13 protein-coding genes are annotated in these 18,394 nt (G+C 43.2%); 12 read left to right on the top strand and 1 reads right to left on the bottom strand.

What is annotated here, in order from left to right:
- The first annotated feature begins 6 nt into the window (after nt 1-6).
- The 9 genes from rseP to NHH16_RS06440 all read left to right on the top strand — a co-directional run bounded on the left by rseP (nt 7) and on the right by NHH16_RS06440 (nt 11,784).
- Entirely contained in the window at nt 7-1,038 is a 1,032-nt protein-coding gene (gene rseP, locus NHH16_RS06480) for an RIP metalloprotease RseP (RefSeq protein ID WP_262068772.1), read from the top strand.
- 29 nt (nt 1,039-1,067) lie between these two features.
- On the top strand, nt 1,068-1,967 hold the full coding sequence (locus NHH16_RS06475) for a transglutaminase domain-containing protein (protein ID WP_262068771.1): 900 nt from the start codon (nt 1,068-1,070) through the stop codon (nt 1,965-1,967).
- Between the two features lie 113 nt (nt 1,968-2,080).
- Nucleotides 2,081-3,151 carry a carbamoyl phosphate synthase small subunit gene (locus NHH16_RS06470; RefSeq protein WP_262068770.1) on the top strand — a complete coding sequence of 357 codons (1,071 nt, stop codon included), beginning with the start codon at nt 2,081-2,083 and terminating at the stop codon, nt 3,149-3,151.
- Complete coding sequence (carB, locus tag NHH16_RS06465) at nt 3,151-6,351, top strand: carbamoyl-phosphate synthase large subunit (RefSeq protein ID WP_262068769.1); 3,201 nt, start codon at nt 3,151-3,153, stop codon at nt 6,349-6,351. The genes NHH16_RS06470 and carB overlap by 1 nt, the downstream gene beginning before the upstream one ends.
- Before the next feature lie 300 nt (nt 6,352-6,651).
- Nucleotides 6,652-7,248 carry a type IV toxin-antitoxin system AbiEi family antitoxin domain-containing protein gene (locus NHH16_RS06460; protein WP_262068768.1) on the top strand — a complete coding sequence of 199 codons (597 nt, stop codon included), beginning with the start codon at nt 6,652-6,654 and terminating at the stop codon, nt 7,246-7,248.
- 24 nt (nt 7,249-7,272) lie between these two features.
- The gene (locus NHH16_RS06455; RefSeq protein WP_262068767.1) at nt 7,273-7,956 is read left to right on the top strand and encodes a response regulator transcription factor; all 684 of its coding nucleotides are present in this window, start codon (nt 7,273-7,275) and stop codon (nt 7,954-7,956) included.
- The gene (locus NHH16_RS06450) at nt 7,949-8,959 is read left to right on the top strand and encodes a sensor histidine kinase (RefSeq protein ID WP_262068766.1); all 1,011 of its coding nucleotides are present in this window, start codon (nt 7,949-7,951) and stop codon (nt 8,957-8,959) included. The genes NHH16_RS06455 and NHH16_RS06450 overlap by 8 nt, the downstream gene beginning before the upstream one ends.
- 100 nt (nt 8,960-9,059) lie before the next feature.
- Nucleotides 9,060-9,827 carry an ABC transporter ATP-binding protein gene (locus tag NHH16_RS06445; RefSeq protein ID WP_275982123.1) on the top strand — a complete coding sequence of 256 codons (768 nt, stop codon included), beginning with the start codon at nt 9,060-9,062 and terminating at the stop codon, nt 9,825-9,827.
- On the top strand, nt 9,820-11,784 hold the full coding sequence (locus tag NHH16_RS06440) for an ABC transporter permease (protein ID WP_262068764.1): 1,965 nt from the start codon (nt 9,820-9,822) through the stop codon (nt 11,782-11,784). The genes NHH16_RS06445 and NHH16_RS06440 overlap by 8 nt, the downstream gene beginning before the upstream one ends.
- A 46-nt stretch (nt 11,785-11,830) precedes the next feature.
- Here the strand turns inward: NHH16_RS06440 and NHH16_RS06435 are convergent, their stop codons facing one another.
- Entirely contained in the window at nt 11,831-12,922 is a 1,092-nt protein-coding gene (locus NHH16_RS06435) for a pyridoxal phosphate-dependent aminotransferase (RefSeq protein ID WP_262068763.1), read from the bottom strand.
- A gap of 91 nt (nt 12,923-13,013) precedes the next feature.
- Here NHH16_RS06435 and NHH16_RS06430 point away from each other — a divergent pair, with 91 nt between their 5' ends.
- From NHH16_RS06430 to NHH16_RS06420, 3 genes are read left to right on the top strand one after another with little or no spacing between them, the layout of a single operon-like run.
- The gene (locus tag NHH16_RS06430) at nt 13,014-16,304 is read left to right on the top strand and encodes a DUF5717 family protein (RefSeq protein ID WP_262068762.1); all 3,291 of its coding nucleotides are present in this window, start codon (nt 13,014-13,016) and stop codon (nt 16,302-16,304) included.
- Between the two features lie 21 nt (nt 16,305-16,325).
- Entirely contained in the window at nt 16,326-17,609 is a 1,284-nt protein-coding gene (locus NHH16_RS06425; protein WP_262068761.1) for a DUF5716 family protein, read from the top strand.
- Nucleotides 17,584-18,351 (top strand): hypothetical protein, encoded by a 768-nt coding sequence (locus tag NHH16_RS06420; protein ID WP_262068760.1) that lies wholly within the window; start codon nt 17,584-17,586, stop codon nt 18,349-18,351. Before NHH16_RS06425 ends, NHH16_RS06420 begins: the two co-directional genes overlap by 26 nt.
- The last annotated feature ends 43 nt before the right edge of the window (nt 18,352-18,394 follow it).

Here is an 18,394-nt window from a genome sequence, read left to right as displayed (position 1 = left end):
ATTAATTTGGGTATTATTTTAGCAATTATCGTATTTGGTTTGATTATTTTTGTACATGAGCTGGGACATTTTCTCTTAGCAAAAGCAAACGGTATAGATGTTACCGAATTTGCTTTAGGTATGGGACCGATTTTACTGAAGAAAGAGTATAAAGGTACCGTCTACGCTTTAAAGTTACTTCCCATTGGTGGCTCTTGTATGATGGGAGAAGATGAGGAAGTGACGGATTCTCCAGGAAATTTTAATAATAAAGGAGTATTGGCCCGGATTTCGGTTATTGTCGCCGGGGCGGTCTTTAACTTTATCTTCGCCTTTATTCTAGCGGTAGTTTTAAAAGGGTTTGTAGGGTATGACGACACCGTTATTGGTGAAGTGACACCAGGTTATCCGGCCGCTGAAGCGGGCGTGGAAGCGGGTGATGTGATTACCAAGATTAACGGGAAGAACGTGCATCTCTTTCGCGAATTAAGCACCCATAATCAGTTGCATCAAGGAGAGGACGTGACCTTAACCTACGTTCGTGACGGAAAAGAGGAAAGTGTAAAGCTAACGCCGAAATACGACGATGAGCTCAAGTATTACCGTTTGGGAGTGACAGGTGGTGCGTATCAGAAAGCCAGCGTTTCGCAGATGTTTCAGTATGGCTTTTACGAGGTGGAGTATGTTATTAAGGTGACCTTTAAGTCGCTAGGAATGATGGTCACAGGCCAAGTAGGTATTAATGACCTATCAGGTCCAGTGGGTATTGTAAATCTCGTTGACGACACCTATCAGCAGACCAAAAGCGACGGCGCGCTTACGGTGATTATTAACCTGATGAACCTAGCCATTTTGATTTCGGCTAACCTAGGGGTTATGAACCTTTTACCACTACCGGCTCTTGACGGCGGCAGGCTGGTATTCCTGATTATCGAAGGGGTTCGCCGAAAAAGGATTCCCCCGGAAAAGGAAGGGATGGTTCACATGGTGGGAATCATTCTCTTATTACTGTTAATGCTAGTGGTAACCTTTAACGACGTTCGTAAGTTGTTTTTCTAAGAGTTGCAATTGATGATAGAGGAAAAGAAATGGGCAGAAAGTTAATCGCTACGATTTTACTAATCTCCTTGCTGTTAGCAGGGTGTGGAAAAGAGCCCCAGGTAGAAGAAGAGAAGGAAGCGCCCAAGACGGCTGTTCAAGTGGCTAGTCGTATAGCTGGTCTTGGCGGCGGTGTTAGCGAGCTAAAGGCGCGAGAAGCAAAGGGCTATCTTTATTATTTTGATCAGTTAGCTGAAAATGAGAAGATTGCCTACGGCGAGCTCTATTACGGAATGATGCGCCAATTGCCTAAGATATACGTAAGTCATGACGACATCGACCGAGCGTTTTTACTCTTTGAATACGTGACTCACGATAACCCAGAAATCTTCTGGTGTGATAGTGAGGTTAGTATCTACGGCGGTGAATACGATGAGGATTATGTCGGCCCGCCTGGTCAGGAAGAGTCGTGTCTTGTCTTTGAGATTGACTATAACTACAGTAGGGAGGAGCGGGCAGGTATCACCGCGCAGCTAGAAACAACGATTGCCGCCGTTTTAGCGGGCGCTCCGGTAGAGGGTTCGACCTACGAGAAGATTCAGTACTGCTTTGATTACGTGGGGCAAAATACGACGTTTGATTTAAGCTCTTCAGATAACCAAAATATAATCAGCGTCTTTTTAAATAAGACCTCCGTCTGTGCTGGCTACTCTAAAGCCCTGCAGATTCTTTTAGAGCGCCTAGGAATCGAGTGCGTCTACGTTACTGGCTTTGCCAATAACGACTATCACGCCTGGGACCTTGTTAAGATTGATGGCGAATTTAAGTATGCGGATCTGACTTTTCAGATTCCCACACCGCTTGCCGCTAACAACTCATATTTTCTTTGTGATTATTCCCTGCTGGCATCGACTCATGAATTTGATGATTTAGAGTACTTGCCACATTAAGAGTTTTGTAGTATAATTCTATAAGTTTAAGCATATTGAGGCAACCAAGGGAGGGGACACGTTTGTTACGCGTTCCCATTTTTATGAAATGATATAGGAAAGTAGGGAAAAGAATGAAAGCATTTCTTATTTTGGAAGACAAAACCGTCTTTTCGGGTATTAGTATCGGCTCGAAAAAAGATATAATTAGCGAAATCGTTTTTAATACGTCGATGACTGGCTATTTGGAAGTATTAACGGATCCGTCCTATGCAGGACAAGCCGTCGCGATGACCTATCCTTTGATAGGCAATTATGGAATCACACCCGATATGGAATCTAAGAAAGCCTGGCCCGATGGCTTTATCGTCAGAGAATTATCTCGCATACCTAGTAACTTCCGTTCTGAAGGTACTATCCAAGACTTTTTAACAACTCAAGATATTCCCGGTATTGCTGGTATTGATACCCGTGCACTGACGAAGATACTTCGTGAAAAAGGGACGATGAACGGCATGATTACCACCAATGAGAATTATGATTTGGAGGAAATTATTCCCAAGCTTAAAGCATATAAAATTGGTGATGTGGTCAGCAAAGTAACCTGCAAAGAGAAGTATGTTTTGCCAGGTGACGGCCCTAAAGTAGCCCTAATGGACTACGGCGCCAAGAAGAATATCGCCAAATCTTTAAATGACAGGGGCTGTGAAGTAACCGTCTACCCAGCTAGTACGAAAGCGACGGAGATCATCGAAGCGAATCCTGAGGGGATTATGCTGAGCAATGGCCCTGGAGATCCGGAGACAAATGTTCAGATCATCGAAGAGATAAAGCAACTTTACCAGAGTGATATTCCGATTTTTGCTATCTGTCTGGGGCACCAGTTAATGGCGCTAGCTAATGGGGCGAAGACGTATAAGCTAAAGTATGGTCACCGGGGAGGCAACCATCCGGTGAAGGATTTAGAGAATGGCCGGGTGTATATTTCTTCCCAGAATCACGGATATGCTGTAGATGGTAGCACATTAGGCACAGAGGTGGCTGAAGAAGCCTTTATCAATGTAAATGACAAGACGAATGAAGGGTTTGCCTATAAGAATAAGAATATCTTTACCGTGCAGTTTCACCCAGAAGCTGCCCCTGGTCCTCTAGACTCAGGCTATTTGTTTGACCGTTTTATGGATATGATGAAAGGAGCTAAATAATGCCTCGTATTGAAGATATAAAGAAAGTTTTGGTAATTGGTTCTGGTCCGATCGTCATTGGTCAGGCAGCCGAGTTTGATTATGCTGGTACTCAGGCGTGCCGCTCTCTGAAAGAAGAGGGAGTAGAGGTAGTGCTTTTAAACTCGAATCCGGCAACGATTATGACCGATAAGGATATTGCGGATAAAGTTTATATTGAACCCTTAACCGTAGAGGTGGTAGAACAGCTGATTTTAAAAGAAAAACCAGATAGCGTGCTACCTACTCTCGGGGGTCAAGCCGCACTTAATCTGGCGATGGAACTAGAAGAGAACGGGTTCTTAAAAAGAAACAACGTGCGCCTAATTGGTACTACTTCGAGTACAATTAAGAAAGCCGAAGATCGCTTAGAATTTAAAACCACCATGGAGAAAATCCATGAACCGGTGGCCGCTTCCTTGGTAGTTGAAGATGTGGATGCCGGTGTGGCTTTTGCAAGTGAAATTGGCTATCCGGTAGTGCTTCGCCCAGCCTATACTTTAGGCGGAAGTGGTGGCGGCATCGCTTATAACCAGGTAGAATTAATGGAAATCTTAGAGAACGGTCTGCGACTTTCAAGAGTTGGGCAGGTTCTCGTTGAGCGCTATATCGGTGGTTGGAAGGAAATCGAGTACGAGGTAATGCGGGATAATGCAGGAAACTGTATTACGGTCTGTAATATGGAAAATATCGATCCAGTAGGCGTGCATACCGGGGATAGTATTGTGGTCGCTCCGTCTCAGACACTAGGTGATAAAGAATACCAAATGCTGCGGACGTCCGCGCTTAATATAATCAGCGAATTAAAGATTACGGGAGGCTGTAACGTTCAGTATGCCCTTAATCCGGATTCATTTGAATACTGTGTTATTGAGGTAAACCCCCGAGTAAGCCGTTCTTCGGCTTTAGCCTCGAAGGCTACCGGTTATCCTATTGCCAAGGTGGCAGCGAAGATTGCTCTCGGTTTTAACTTAGATGAGATTAAAAATGCAGTGACGAAGAAAACCTATGCAAGCTTTGAACCGATGCTTGATTACTGTGTGGTAAAGCTACCACGTCTACCTTTTGATAAGTTTATTTCGGCTAAGCGTACGCTGACCACTCAGATGAAAGCTACGGGCGAGGTTATGAGTATCTGTAGCAATTTTGAAGGTGCGTTAATGAAAGCGATTCGTTCTCTCGAGCAGCACGTAGACTCATTAATGTCCTATGATTTTACGGAGCTTACAGATGAGGAGCTTAAAGAGGCTCTAAAGATTGTGGATGATATGCGCATCTGGCGAATTGCTGAGGCTCTTAGACGGAGCATGAGCTATGACGAAATCTTTGAGATTTCAAGAATTGATCGTTGGTTTATCGATAAGCTGGCTGTGATTGTGGAAATGGAAGCACGCCTAAAGCAGGAGGTGCTAAGCGCAGAACTTCTAAAAGAAGCAAAAAGGATCGAGTTCCCCGATCATGTAATCGCTCAGCTTACAGGGAAAAGCGAGCAGGTGATTCATGACCTGCGCCATGAAAATGGCATTGTTGCTGCCTTTAAAATGGTTGATACTTGCGCCGCGGAATTCGCAGCGGAGACGCCTTACTATTATTCTATCTTTGATGGTGAAAATGAAGCTCTTGCTACCTCAGATAAGAAAAAGGTGCTGGTTCTGGGCTCTGGTCCGATCCGGATTGGTCAGGGAATTGAGTTTGACTTCTGTAGTGTCCACTGTACTTGGGCCTTTGCGAAAGAAGGCTACGAGACGATTATTATCAATAACAATCCGGAAACGGTCAGTACGGACTTTGACATAGCTGATAAGCTATACTTTGAACCGCTGACTCCGGAAGATGTGAAGAGCATTGTGGATATTGAAAAGCCAGATGGAGCCGTTGTCCAGTTTGGTGGCCAGACGGCGATTAAGCTTACGGAAGCCTTGATGGCGATGGGTGTGCCGATTCTAGGAACTAGTGCCGAGAATGTGGATGCGGCAGAAGATAGGGAGCTTTTCGATCAGATTTTGGAAGAGTGTCAAATACCAAGACCAACTGGTGGTACGGTTTATACTGCTGAAGAAGCTAAGGAAGTAGCAAATCGCTTAGGGTATCCGGTGCTAGTACGTCCCTCGTATGTCCTCGGTGGTCAAGGTATGCAGATTGCCATTAACGATTACGATATTGATGAATTTATCGGTATTATCAACCGCATTGCTCAAGATCATCCAATCCTAGTGGACAAATATTTGCAGGGCAAAGAGATCGAAGTGGATGCTGTCTGTGATGGGGAAGACATCTTGATTCCTGGAATTATGGAACATATTGAGCGGGCCGGAATCCACTCTGGAGATAGTATCAGCGTCTACCCAGCTAAGAGTCTATCCAGCGCCGTTAAAGAAAAGATTGAAGACTATACATGGAGACTGGCCAAGTCCCTTCACGTTATCGGTCTTATTAATATTCAGTTTATCGTAACCGAAGACGAAGAGGTATACGTTATCGAGGTGAATCCTCGGTCTAGTCGAACAGTACCGTATATCAGTAAGGTGACGGGCATTCCTATTGTGCCACTAGCGACAAAGGTAATTATCGGCGAAAAGATTAAAGACTTAGGATATAAGCCAGGACTGCAAAAGGAAGCAGAGTATTTTGCCGTCAAGATGCCGGTATTCTCTTTTGAAAAGATTCGCGGTGCCGATATTAATTTAGGACCCGAGATGAAGTCTACCGGCGAGTGCTTAGGAATTGCTAAGACCTTCGATGAAGCTCTCTATAAAGCGTTCTTAGGTGCAGGTATCAAGCTTCCTAAATACAGGAATATGATTATTACCGTTCGGGATGAAGATAAGCCAGAGGCTGTAGAAATCGGTCGTCGTTTTGCTAACATTGGCTACCGTATTTTTGCGACGGCTAGTACCGCAGCCGCCCTTAACGAAGGCGGGGTAAAAGCGATCCCTATTCGTAAGGTGGAACAGGAATCGCCAAACATCCTCGATTTGATTTTAGGTCATCAGGTGGATTTGGTTATCGATACGCCGGCAAACGGGGCAGAGCATTCGAAAGACGGCTTTATCATCAGACGTAATGCGATTGAAACGGGCGTTAATGTGCTGACGGCTATCGATACGGCAGAAGCACTGATTACTAGTTTGGAAAATACCAATATTAGGAAACTACAATTAGTTGATATAGCGAAGATTTAATTAAATAGAATTTGCGTTCCGCAAATTCTTGCGCATTCGGCGTGTGCTGCTGCACAAAATTCCTATCGCCGAAGTGCGCATCCTTAGCGGAGCGCTTTTTATGTAATAAAAAGCAGAGCCATCACGAGTGTTTAATATCATCGTGATGGCTCTTTTGAAAGACGCGTTTTACTTCAGTGCCCTCATAGGATAAAACAGAGGGCATGAAAGTAAATTCGAAACAGGTAAAAAAAATCTATGAAAAAACCTACTTTCATGCTATGATGTAGGCAAGAAGATAGTATAAAAGTAGGTGAGCATGTGAGACAAGTAGAGAAGATATTAGAAGTTGCAAATAAGAATAATGGAATAATTACGACGAGTCAAGTGGACGAACTCGGTATCGGTCGCTGGGCTTTACGAACATTGGAGAATAGAAAACAATTATTTCTTGTGCAGCGAGGTGTTTATGTTACTGAACATGGCTATGCTGATGATTTCTTTTTACTACAACATCGTTATCCTAAAGGAATTTACTCGCATGAAACGGCGTTGTTTTTGTTAGGGTTTTCCGATCGCGTGCCAACCCAAATTAATATGTCGTTTACAAAAGGAACATCAACAACTCGAATGAAGGTAGATAATATGCGACCAGTAATTATAAGCGATAATAAGTTGTTTGATGTTGGTGTTAGAACAACGGATAGACCCGGGGGTACGAATGTTAAGGTATATGGGATTGAACGGGTGCTCGTGGATCTGTTAAAACCAAAATACGATGCAGATTTAGAACAGGTTATTCCGGCATATAAACGTTATGCTAGAAGCGAAATAAAGGATGTTAATAGGTTGTTTAGATATGCACGTATGTTTGGCGTGGAGGATAAGGTAAGGGGTTATATGGGGGTGTTGTTATGATTTTTAAAGAAAGAGGAGATTCGCATGTATAAAATACATATTATAGAAGACGACTTAGGAATTGCTGAAGGGCTTAGTGAGCATTTTGGCAGGTGGGGGTATGAAGTGTTTTATACTACCGATTTTGAGAAGGTACTAGTTGATTTTTTGAGAGAGCAACCAAGCCTTGTAATCATGGATATCCATTTACCTTTCTTTAGTGGCTTTCATTGGTGTAGTGAAATTCGCAAGATTTCTCAGGTGCCACTGATTTTTTTATCTTCCGCGGATGACCAGATGTCGATTGTTATGGCGATGAATATGGGTGGTGACGAGTTTATTGAAAAGCCCTTTGACTTAAATGTGATGACGGCTAAGGTACAAGCGTTACTTCGCCGAACTTATGATTTCTCGGAGCGTCTCAATATTTTAAGCCACCTTGAGGCGGTTCTCAATTTAAGCGAAGCTTCACTTACGTATCGCGGCACAAAGGTAGAGCTAACAAAGAATGAGTTTAAAATTCTCGAAAGTCTGATGGAGCGTCCGGGAGAAATCCTCACCCGGGAAGAGATTATCAATCGTCTCTGGGAGAGCGAAGCCTTTATTGATGATAATACCTTGACAGTAAACGTAACCCGACTTAGAAAAAAGTTAGCAGAAGTTGGCTTAGAGAATTTTGTCGTGACGAAAAAGGGGATAGGTTACTTGGTAGGAGGTATGGATGTTTAGAAAATATATACGCGAGCATTATATGAAAGTAGTGCTATTTGCTCTGGTAGTAGGAATCTTTATGCTTCTAGCCTATCTTGACAATCAGCAAGTGCGAATTATCTGTTATGGGGCTTTGCTCTGTGGTAGTGTAGGTGCGCTTTTTATGCTAATCGATTTCTTGCGGTATCAAGCTAGGCATAAGCGATTACAAGAGATTCTGTTAAGCAATGATTTTTCTGGGTCAGCATTACCAGTCGTTTATAAGACGGCAGAAAGAGACTATCAGGAAATCATTAAGAAGCTTTTAAACCAGCGCGAACAAGAAAGAGCAGATACCAGGGAGTATGAACGGGATTTAGCAGATTACTACAGCATGTGGACGCATCAGATCAAGGTACCGATTACCTCTTTGCGGCTGAGTATGCAAGGGGATAGTTTTAAAGAGGTGAAGGGGACCCAGGCTTATAAAGAAATGCAGATGTCTGTTTTTCGGATTGAAGAATACGTAGAGATGGCGTTATCCTTTGCTAGGCTAGAAGGTGGAGGCAGCGACTACCGCTTTGAGGTATACGACCTAGATGAGATTATTAAGGATGCGCTAAAGTCGTATTCCACCATGTTTATTTTAAAAAAGCTAAGTTTAGAGTACGAAGGGACGACGGCGCAAGTGCTCACAGATAGGAAGTGGCTAGGTTTTATTATTCGTCAACTACTGTCAAACGCCCTTAAGTACACCCCGGCAGGGAAGATTACCATTACGGTATCGACTACCGATGAGTCGGTACAGCTAGCGATTTCGGATACCGGTATCGGGATTCGGGAAGAAGATTTGCCGCGGATCTTCGAGCAAGGGTTCACAGGGTTTAACGGGAGAATGGAGCAAAAGTCTACAGGGATCGGTCTCTATCTGTGTAAAAGTGTTGCCGAGCGTCTAGGACACCGCATCTTTGCCACTTCTAGTGGCGAAGGAAGTACGTTTTATGTGGAGATCGTGCACAACCTTACAAAAATGAAAGATTAAAGGAAGGATTGTAAGCCAAGGCGATGGATACACCTTCCTTTTTCGTATAAGATTAATTACGAAGCACAGACATAAAAGATGACGAGAAAGAGGAGAAATGATGAAAGTATTAGACGTGAAAAATCTTAAAAAGGTATATACGACGAGGCTCGGAGCTCATAAGGTTGAGGCGCTTAAGGATGTGAATTTTTCCGTTGAGCAAGGTGAGTTTATCGCCATTATGGGAGAGTCCGGCTCAGGGAAGACGACGCTACTTAATATCTTGGCGGCCCTTGATAAACCGACTAGCGGAAAGGTGCGATTAAAGGATGTTGATCTAAATGCAGTGCCGGAGCGAAGAATCGCTGAGTTTCGCCGGAACAATTTAGGCTTTGTCTTTCAGGATTTTAACCTACTAGACACCCTTTCTTTAAAGGATAATATTCTTTTGCCACTCGTGCTAGCTGGTGACAAATATAAGACCATGGAAGAAAAGCTAATGCCATTAGCAAAGAAACTTGGCATCGCACCCCTTCTAGAAAAATACCCCTATGAAGTATCCGGCGGTCAGAAGCAACGAGCGGCAGCGGCTAGAGCGTTAATAACTAATCCAGAGTTAGTTCTTGCTGATGAGCCGACAGGCGCTCTTGACTCTAAGTCATCGGAAGAGTTGCTGCGACTATTTACGAACATCAATAAAGAGGGCCAGACCATACTGATGGTAACCCATAGCGTAAGGGCGGCTTCTGTAGCTAGTAGAGTGCTATTTATTAAGGACGGCGAAGTTTTCCATCAGCTATACAGAGGAAACGCGGGTGAGGAGCAGATGTATCAGAAGATTAGTGAAACGTTAACTGTTCTAGCAGCAGGAGGTGAGCGTAGTGCGTAGTTCGCTTTATGTTAAGCTGGCAAAGACAAATATCGTAACGAATAGAAAAACTTATATACCCTATATTATTACGGCAGTCCTGACCGTAGCCATGTTTCTGATTATGGCGAATCTACGTTTTAGTGAGAGCGTGGCAGGCATTGAAAAAGCTACTCTGCAAATGATTTTGAACTTTGGCGTAATTATTATCGGTGCCTTCGCTCTTATCTTTTTATTCTATACCAATAGTTTTCTAATAAAGAGACGGAAAAAGGAGCTAGGTATCTACAATATCCTCGGTATGGAAAAGCGTCACGTACGCCGAATGATTACCCTAGAAAGCTTATTTGTGTCGCTTACGGGAATTGTCGGTGGCGTAATTATCGGGCTATTGCTTAGCCGCTTGATGTATATGATTTTGCAGAAAATGGTCCGCTATGACAATGGTCTGGATTTTGAAGTTAGCATGAAAGCCATATGGATCACCTTGATTCTTTTTGGCGGCATTTTCTTCCTAATATTGCTAGCGAATCTTTTCACCATTCAGATGACGAACCCGATTGAACTTCTCCGGGGAGGAAAGGTGGGAGAACGGGAGCCAAAAAGCAAATGGATACTTGGTGCCATTGGCCTGGTAGCGATTGCCGCTGGGTATTATATAGCGGTTACCACCGAGAGCCCTGTGGCGGCCTTGAATACGTTCTTTGTAGCCGTGGTCTTGGTAATTATCGGAACGTATGGAATCTTTATGGCGGGAAGTATTATTTTCCTAAAGCTTTTAAAGAAGAATAAGAAGTTTTATTATCAGACCAATCATTTTGTAGCGGTATCCGGTATGATTTATCGGATGAAGCAAAATGCTGTCGGCTTAGCTAATATCTGTATTCTAAGTACAGCGCTTCTCGTTACCATCTCGACAACAGTCTCCCTTTATGCGGGGATGACGGATATGATTGGACACAGCTTTCCCAACGAAATCCAAGTAGCGTTAACTGGGGGGACAGATGAAGAACGAGAACGTTTGCCTCAGAGAGTGGATGAGTTTTTGGCAGATAAGGGGCACCCGGTTAAGGAGAGCAGCTATTATACCTTGCGAGATACCGTAGTGGTAAAAGAGGGTGGCAAACTTATATCGCCTGCCTTATACGGGAGCACGCCAACCACAAGCCAAATGGCTCAAGTTATCTTGATGACGTTGGATTCTTATAACCGGAATACAGGACAAAAGTTAAATCTAGATCAAAACGAAGTGCTGTTGTATACCAATGATAAATTTACAGACAACGAGCTTACTATCAACGAGCAAACCTTTGCCATTAAGAAGCAAGTGAAAGACCTAGAAAATGATATCAATAACGTGAATGTTCAAATACTAGAACAAAGCTATTTGGTGGTTTTTAATGACCGTGAGACCATCTTAGGTGTTCTACCCGAAGAGGATCAAGATATTTACGATACCTACGGTGTGGATTTTAATGGTTCGGTCTCGGAAAAACTGGAGATGTCTGAAAGTATCCAACAGCTGAACCAGGAATTCGGGGAAAAACTTACGTTTTCGTCTAAAGAGAACGCCACCAAAATGTACTATGTCCTAGTGGGCGGATTGCTGTTTATCGGAACGTACTTTGGTGCTCTTTTCCTCATGGCAACAGTACTCATCATCTACTACAAGCAGATTTCTGAAGGATATGATGATAAGGAGCGCTTTGGAATTATGAAGAAAGTGGGCATGAGCAAACGAGAGATCAGCAAAGCCATTAAGAGTCAGGTGCTTCTAGTGTTCTTCCTACCTCTAATTGTGGCGGTCGTGCATGTGTTCTTCGCCTTCCCAGTCGTGCGAAAGCTCTTGGCTATTCTCTACTTAGAGAACGTGGGCATCTTTATGATCGCTACCGCGGTGACGATTTTAGTCTTTGCACTTATCTACTGCTTAGTGTACGTTATCACGGCGAGAGAGTATTATAAAATTGTAGAGTGAAAAGTGAAAAAGCTAGTATCGGCGATTATGCTGATACTAGCTTTTTTTAATAGTGTCTTCTAAGTAGTGCCAATAAGCGGTCGTTATCTTCGGGACTTAAGATGCCAAAGCGGATATATTCCCCTTCAAGTCCGGCCATGCCTGTACAGATGCGAATCATCATATTTTCTTCTAAGGCCTCGTCGAAGAGCATTTTTGCCGTTAAATCCTTCTTCAGGATTTTAAGGAGAAAGAAGTTGCCGTAGGCTTTGTAGAGTCGAAAGCTTTGATTATTCTTTAGGGCGTCGGCAATCCGGATTTTTTCGCTCCAGACCAGGGCTTTGGTTTGTTCGATATAGTCGGTATCACCTACCATGGCTTCGGCGAAAAAGGCGGCTACGCTATTTAAGCTCCAAGGGTTTTGTTCGCCCTTCATAATCCCCCGCATTTCTTTGTTACTACACAGAGCGTAGCCAAAGCGTAGACCAGGAACAGCGAAGAATTTAGAACCGCCTCTCGTAATCAAGAGGTTATCATATTGAGTAAGTAAGAGGCTAGCGTTAATTGAATCGTTGGCCTTTGTAAATTCCTGATACGTTTCGTCTACCAGTACCCAGCAGTCTTGTTCTTTGGCACGCTTAAGAATCTGCTCTAATTCGCTATTGGCTAGACCAGAAGAAGTGGGGTTATTAGGGTTACAGATGATTACCAGATCGGTATCGTCTTCAATCGCTGCAAGGAAGCCGGGGATATCGAGCTTAAACTGGTTTTCCTCAGCGAGACAGTAGTAGGAGAACTGACTGTTATTTATCTTAAGCTCTCTTTCGTATTCGGAATATGTGGGCCCAAGAATGAGTGCTTTCTTGGGGGCGACTTCGCCGATAAAGAGGGATAATAGTTCTGTAGAACCGTTGCCAACGAGGATATAGTGGTGGTCTGTATGGTTATAGCTAGCTAGAGCGCGCCTTAACGTGCCATAGTCCCGATCGGGGTAGCGAGTCATAATATCCATATGCTCTTTTAGAGCCGAAGTAGCTAGTGGTGAGAGCCCTAGGGGGTTTACGTTGGCGGCGAAGTTTTTGATTGCCGTAGGTGCTACTCCCTTTCGCTGAGCGATTTTTTCTATGTCAGAACCGTGAAACATCGTTTTGTTTTCCATGCTTTTATCCTTTTCAAATCTAAGTTAGAGTGATATACTTTATTATAGTGAGTATAAACAAAAAAAGCAACGAAGGCAGCAGGTATAGATCGTGAAGGATAAAATTCAACGATTTTCAAAGGGGGATTTCCGTACTGAGAAGCCGAGGATAAGTTTCGATGAAACCAATATCGTAATTATTATCGGTGAGGGAGAAGTATATAGGGGAAGTCTTAACATAAAATCAAATACGAACGAGAAAATAAGAGGGCTAGTATATCCCTCTTCTTTGCGTGTCACTTTAAAAGATCAAGGCTTTGACGGCGTTAATAACCGGGTGGATTTCACCTATGACGGTCGCGGACTTTTGCCGGGACACGTGGAAAAGGGTAGCTTTACGGTAGTGTGTGATGTGGGCGAGTACGACCTTGACTTTACCGCCATTACGGAAAAGCCATATATCAATACGGCTTATGGAAAGATTCAGAGTACCGCGGACTTTAAGAAGTTGGCGATTAAGGACTATTCTGAGGCTGCACGTCTATTTCGCTCGAAAGATTTTTATGAAATTTTAAAATACGAAAACGAACGTATTTTTTATCTATATGACAATATGCGGAAGTGGTCACTAGGTGAACAAGCGCTAGAAGAGTTCTTAGTGGGTACGAAGCTTAAAGAGTGCATTTTCCTAACGTTACAAGGAGAAGGTATGCTCTTTGAAGATGTGACGGATGCGACCAAAGGAATGCTGACGGTGATGAAGAATACCTGGGGCTTTATGCCGGTAAAAGTAGCGGCCGACGGCGACTTTATTCGCTTATCAAGAGATACTTTTACCACCGATGATTTCGTAGGTAACGCCTATGAATTTGAATTCTTTGTGAGACCAGAGAAGCTTCACGCCGGTCACAATTACGGGCGACTTTCTTTCACGACCCCGTACGAAACCTTAGTTTACGATGTGGAGGTTATGCAGTCGGGCGAGAGTGATGAAGATCACCGCATGGCCGAAATCTACATGGGACAGATTCTCAAAGGCTATATTCGCAACGTAGGCGGACTTGAAAACACCAACGAATGGGTGGGCCAGTCCTTGCTGCGTATGCAGACGCTGAGAAATATGGACCCTCAGAATGATATGTATCAGCTGTTGACGGCTCATATTAGTATTATTGGTAAAAAAATAGAAGAGGCCAAGTGGATTTTAGAGAATTATAACTACAACCGCTTTGCTCTCGTAAAAGATTTTGAGGTGAACTGCTATTACCTTTATCTTACGGCTCTTATTCGCGGCGAAGGAAGTCACCACGCCCGGGTGCTAAGTGATATTGAGAAGACGTATACTAGGCATCAAGAGTCTTGGCTACTTCTGTGGATGATTATGGATTTGGATGTGAAGTTTCGTTCGCCAACGAAGCGTATTCACGCTCTAGAACAGCACTTTGCCTTTGATAATCACCAAGTGATTTACTATTTGGAAGCATTTTTATGCTATAAGGAAAAGCCGGATTTAATAAAAAAATTAGGAGATTTTGAACTACAGGTTCTTAATTTTTCTGTTAAGTATCAATTGGTAACGCGAGAGATGGCTCTTCATTTGGCGAATTTTGCCAGTCAGCAGAAGTTTTATTCCGAGAAGCTTTTTCGGGTACTTTCTCGGTCGTACGAGATATATCAAGAACCGACGCTTCTCAATTCCATTGTAACCTTGCTTATTCGTGGAGGGAAGGTGGAAAGGAAGTATAACAAATGGTATAAGTTGGCGATTGACCAAGATTTGAAGCTAGCGAGACTATACGATTACTTTATGGAGACTCTTGACGAGACCAAGATACACGGCCCCCTGCCGAGAGTTCTTTATTTATACTATATGCACGGCAGCAATCTAGATTACAAGAAGACGGCTTTCCTCTACGCTAGTTTAGTAGAAAACGAGGGCGAGTCGGGTGATCTTTACTTTTCTTACCGGGAGCAAATTTATGCTTTTACTATCCGCCAACTTGAGCAGCGCCGTATTACGGAATCGCTGCGGGTGTTATATAAGCGCTTCCTCAGGGAAGAAGAACTTACTAGTGGGCAAATCGAAGCTCTTAGGGATATTTGTTACGCTTATGAAGTGAAGACGAAATTGAATAATATGGCCTATGTTCATGTGATAGAAAAAGACGGTAAAGTTCGTCAAAAGGTTCCGTATCAAACGGGAGGTGCGATTATCTGTCTGTATGATAAAGAAGCCAGGGTTATCTGGGAATCAAAGGATGGCCGTTATTATACGGACTCTATTTCTTATGATACGAAGCGTTTATTTTATGAACCGAGATTTTTGGAGTTTTGTAAAAAATACGCCACCACTACCGGTGCTTGGAAAGAGCCGGTAAAGCGGCTGGAGTTGACGCTGGATAATCTAAAGGATAATGGCTTTAGGCCCTATCGTCACAAGGAAATTTTGAGTTTCTTTAGCCATAAATTGCGGGATGAGGAGATAAAAGAAGATAGTACCATTCTCTATTACGTATTAGAACTTTTTAAAGAAGGGTTTTACGATAAGGTGACTCTTTCCTATTTGGGCGAATACTTTGTCGGCGGAACGTCACTGATGAAACGGATTTATACGGCTTTAAGGGGGTATGAGTTGCCGGTGGGGCAGATTGCTGAGCGGATTATTACCCAGATGGTTTTTTCAGAAAACCTTTTGGATGAGGAGGAAATTTTCCTCTCCTATTATGCCTCTGAGCGGGTGTATTTTCGTTTGAAACAGGCGTACCTTGCGCTAGTAGCCAAAGAGTACTTTTTGGCAAAGCATATAACAAAGCAAAGTACCTTTGACATTATTATGCGAGAGTGCGAGTTAGGCGAAGACTTAGCAGATATTTGTAAGGTAGCGCTTTTGAAACGCTATAGCACTAGGAGCTATAAAGAGGACGAAGAACAAGTTCTAAGGAAAGTACTTGGCGAAATGTGCGAAAAAAACATTATTATGCCTTTTTATAAGGAGTACCCTAAGAGCTGGCTTAGACAACTGCAACTTTATGACAAATGTATTATTTCCTATACGGCTAAGTTTGGCGGAAATGTTCAGGTTTTTTATAAAATAAAACGTGCCCAGGACGAGGATCTATCCTATCGTAAGGAGGCACTGATTCCTGTCTTTGGCAATATCTACGTCAAGACTCTAACTTTATTTAGCGATGAAGAGTTGGTCTACTACTTTGTCGAGAATACTGACGAACAGGTGCTAGAAACGCCTAAAAATTTCTTGAGGTGCGGGAATGAGGATAAGCTAGCGGGACGCTATGCAAGGCTTAACGAAATGAGCGAGTTAAGCCCGGCTAAGCAGATGGCAGCGATGGTTGCTTATGAGGAAGAGGAAGCCATCGGTAGAGAGTTTTATGTGAAATATTAAAAGGAAAAGAAGGAGGACGCCGTGGGCAAGGGATATATTCTCGGTTATGACATCAATGACCTATATGGTCAAATTAGCTTTTACAACTTTGAAGATGAAGAGCCAGAAACCGTAAGTGCGGGGACAAATAATTACCAGATTCCCTTGATTTTAGCGTTCTTTAATGAGCGCTGGGTTTATGGAAAAGAAGCTAAGCGTTTAGAGATTATTAACGAAGGGGTGGCGTTTACAGATTTTTTCTCGAAGGCAAGAAAGCGTGAGAAAATTGAAGTGGGCGGCAAATCTTACGATGCTGTGTGGCTACTAGCCAAGTTTATTCAATTATCCTTAGAACAGTTCGACAAAATAGAATATATCACCTTTAGCGTTCCTAGTGCCGATGTAGATATGTACAATCTTTTAAAGGGATTAGGACAGCACTTGGGAATTGCCAAATCAAATATTGCCGTACAGGATTACCAGGAGAGCTTCTGTCATTTTATGTACGATCAACCGAAAGAGTTGTGGCAGTACGAAGCAGCGCTTTTTAGCTGCAATAAGAAGGAGATGAAGGCATATATGCTTCGTCGGCTTAGTTCGCGAAAGCGTGATGACCCGAATCTGTACGTGACGGTTGAAGAAGTGGCAGGGGCGACGATTGAAGAGCTTTCCGCAATCTTCCCGGTGATGGATGATAACCGGGCCCGGGATGCGGATGAAAAGTTTAAGACGTTTATTCAAGGTGTCTTTGAGAAAAAGGTAGTTAGTAGCGTTTTTCTAACAGGTGAAGGCTTTGAGAATGAATGGTTTCCCAACTCCTTAAGAGTCTTATGCAATGGTCGTCGGGCCTTTGTTGGTAACAATCTTTACAGTAAAGGAGCTTGCTACTATTCGTATAAGAGGATGTTCGAGGAGCAAATGGTACCGATTTATTTAGACCACACCAGTCTGCTGACGAGACTTTGTTTGCGTGTTCGTGAGCGTGGGAAAGAGATATGGCATCCGCTGGTTAATTGGGGGCGCCACTGGTACGAAGCCGATAATGAGTGGGAAGTGATTCTTGAAGACACTCAGGATTTAGAGGTGCAAGTGGAGTCTTTAGTAGGTGGTGAAGTTAAGATAGAGAGAATCTCGCTAGAAGGGTTGCCTGTGCGAAAGGACTATTCGTTGCGAGTACTGATTGATGTAATGTTTTTTGATGATCGTACCTGCAAGGTTACGGTTAAGGATATTGGGTTCGGCGAGTTTTTTGAAAGCTCTGGCTTTAAGATGGAGAAGTTGATTGATTTAGGAGGAAGTAGTGGGCAGTTTAATTCTATGTCATGAAAAAAAAGCAAAAATCCCCTATGAAATTACGCGGGTACATAAGAAGATTTATTCTATTGAAGAGCTTTGTTACTATTTGGTGAACTATCTCTATTTGATTGACTATACCATTATGAATCACGCTCTTTGTGGCTGGATTGACCGGGAACTGGGAATGAGTGCACTGGCGACGGAGCTGCGCTTTATCTTAGCAAAAAACGGTTCCGAGGCAACCTTTATTGCGGCTGTTTTAGAAGCCTCTAATATTTATTTGGCGGAAGAGATTGCGGGCATCGAGGTTACCCTTGCTAAGCTTAAAGATCAAAAAGAGGTGGAGCGCGAAAAGTTTAAGGCGGATACCTTATTACAAAGCGGTGAATACGATGCGGCGATTCTAGTTTACCAAGGGATACTTGGAGATGAGCATGACGAAACGGTTTCGGAGGAGTTCTATGCGAGCATTTATGCTTCCCTAGGAAGCTGCTACGGCAACCAGTTTCTTTACCAAGAAGCGGCAGGAGCGTATAAAGAGGCGTACCGGGTGTTATCCACACCGAGTATTTTGCGTGCGTATCTTTATAGTTGTTATCGCTCTTTACCAGAAGTAGAGTATGTTAAAATGCTCTCGGGTAACAGCGAGTTTCTCGCTATGGATAAAAAGATGAAGGAAGAAATGTCCAGTCTTAAAAAGATGATCGATCTCGATGTAACGCCTGAGAAGCTTGCTAAATGGAAAGAAGACTATCGAAAATTCGATACGTAATTGATTTTGACACTGCCTTGTATTATACTAGTTAGGCAGTGTT

The sequence above is a fragment of the Ohessyouella blattaphilus genome, from assembly GCF_024721265.1.
GTDB classification, from domain to species: Bacteria; Bacillota; Clostridia; order Lachnospirales; family Lachnospiraceae; genus Aequitasia; species Aequitasia blattaphilus_A.
Note: the sequence above shows the minus strand (reverse complement) of the source record. Positions and strands in the feature narration are given on the sequence as shown.

Excerpts from the sequence above, each read along its gene's own strand:
- NHH16_RS06455 (WP_262068767.1), top strand. The coding sequence starts at position 7,273 with ATGTATAAAATACATATTATAGAAGACGACTTAGGAATTGCTGAAGGG.
- NHH16_RS06435 (WP_262068763.1), bottom strand. The coding sequence starts at position 12,922 with ATGGAAAACAAAACGATGTTTCACGGTTCTGACATAGAAAAAATCGCT.
- NHH16_RS06450 (WP_262068766.1), top strand. The coding sequence starts at position 7,949 with ATGTTTAGAAAATATATACGCGAGCATTATATGAAAGTAGTGCTATTT.
- NHH16_RS06445 (WP_275982123.1), top strand. The coding sequence starts at position 9,060 with ATGAAAGTATTAGACGTGAAAAATCTTAAAAAGGTATATACGACGAGG.
- NHH16_RS06470 (WP_262068770.1), top strand. The coding sequence starts at position 2,081 with ATGAAAGCATTTCTTATTTTGGAAGACAAAACCGTCTTTTCGGGTATT.
- NHH16_RS06475 (WP_262068771.1), top strand. The coding sequence starts at position 1,068 with ATGGGCAGAAAGTTAATCGCTACGATTTTACTAATCTCCTTGCTGTTA.
- carB (WP_262068769.1), top strand. The coding sequence starts at position 3,151 with ATGCCTCGTATTGAAGATATAAAGAAAGTTTTGGTAATTGGTTCTGGT.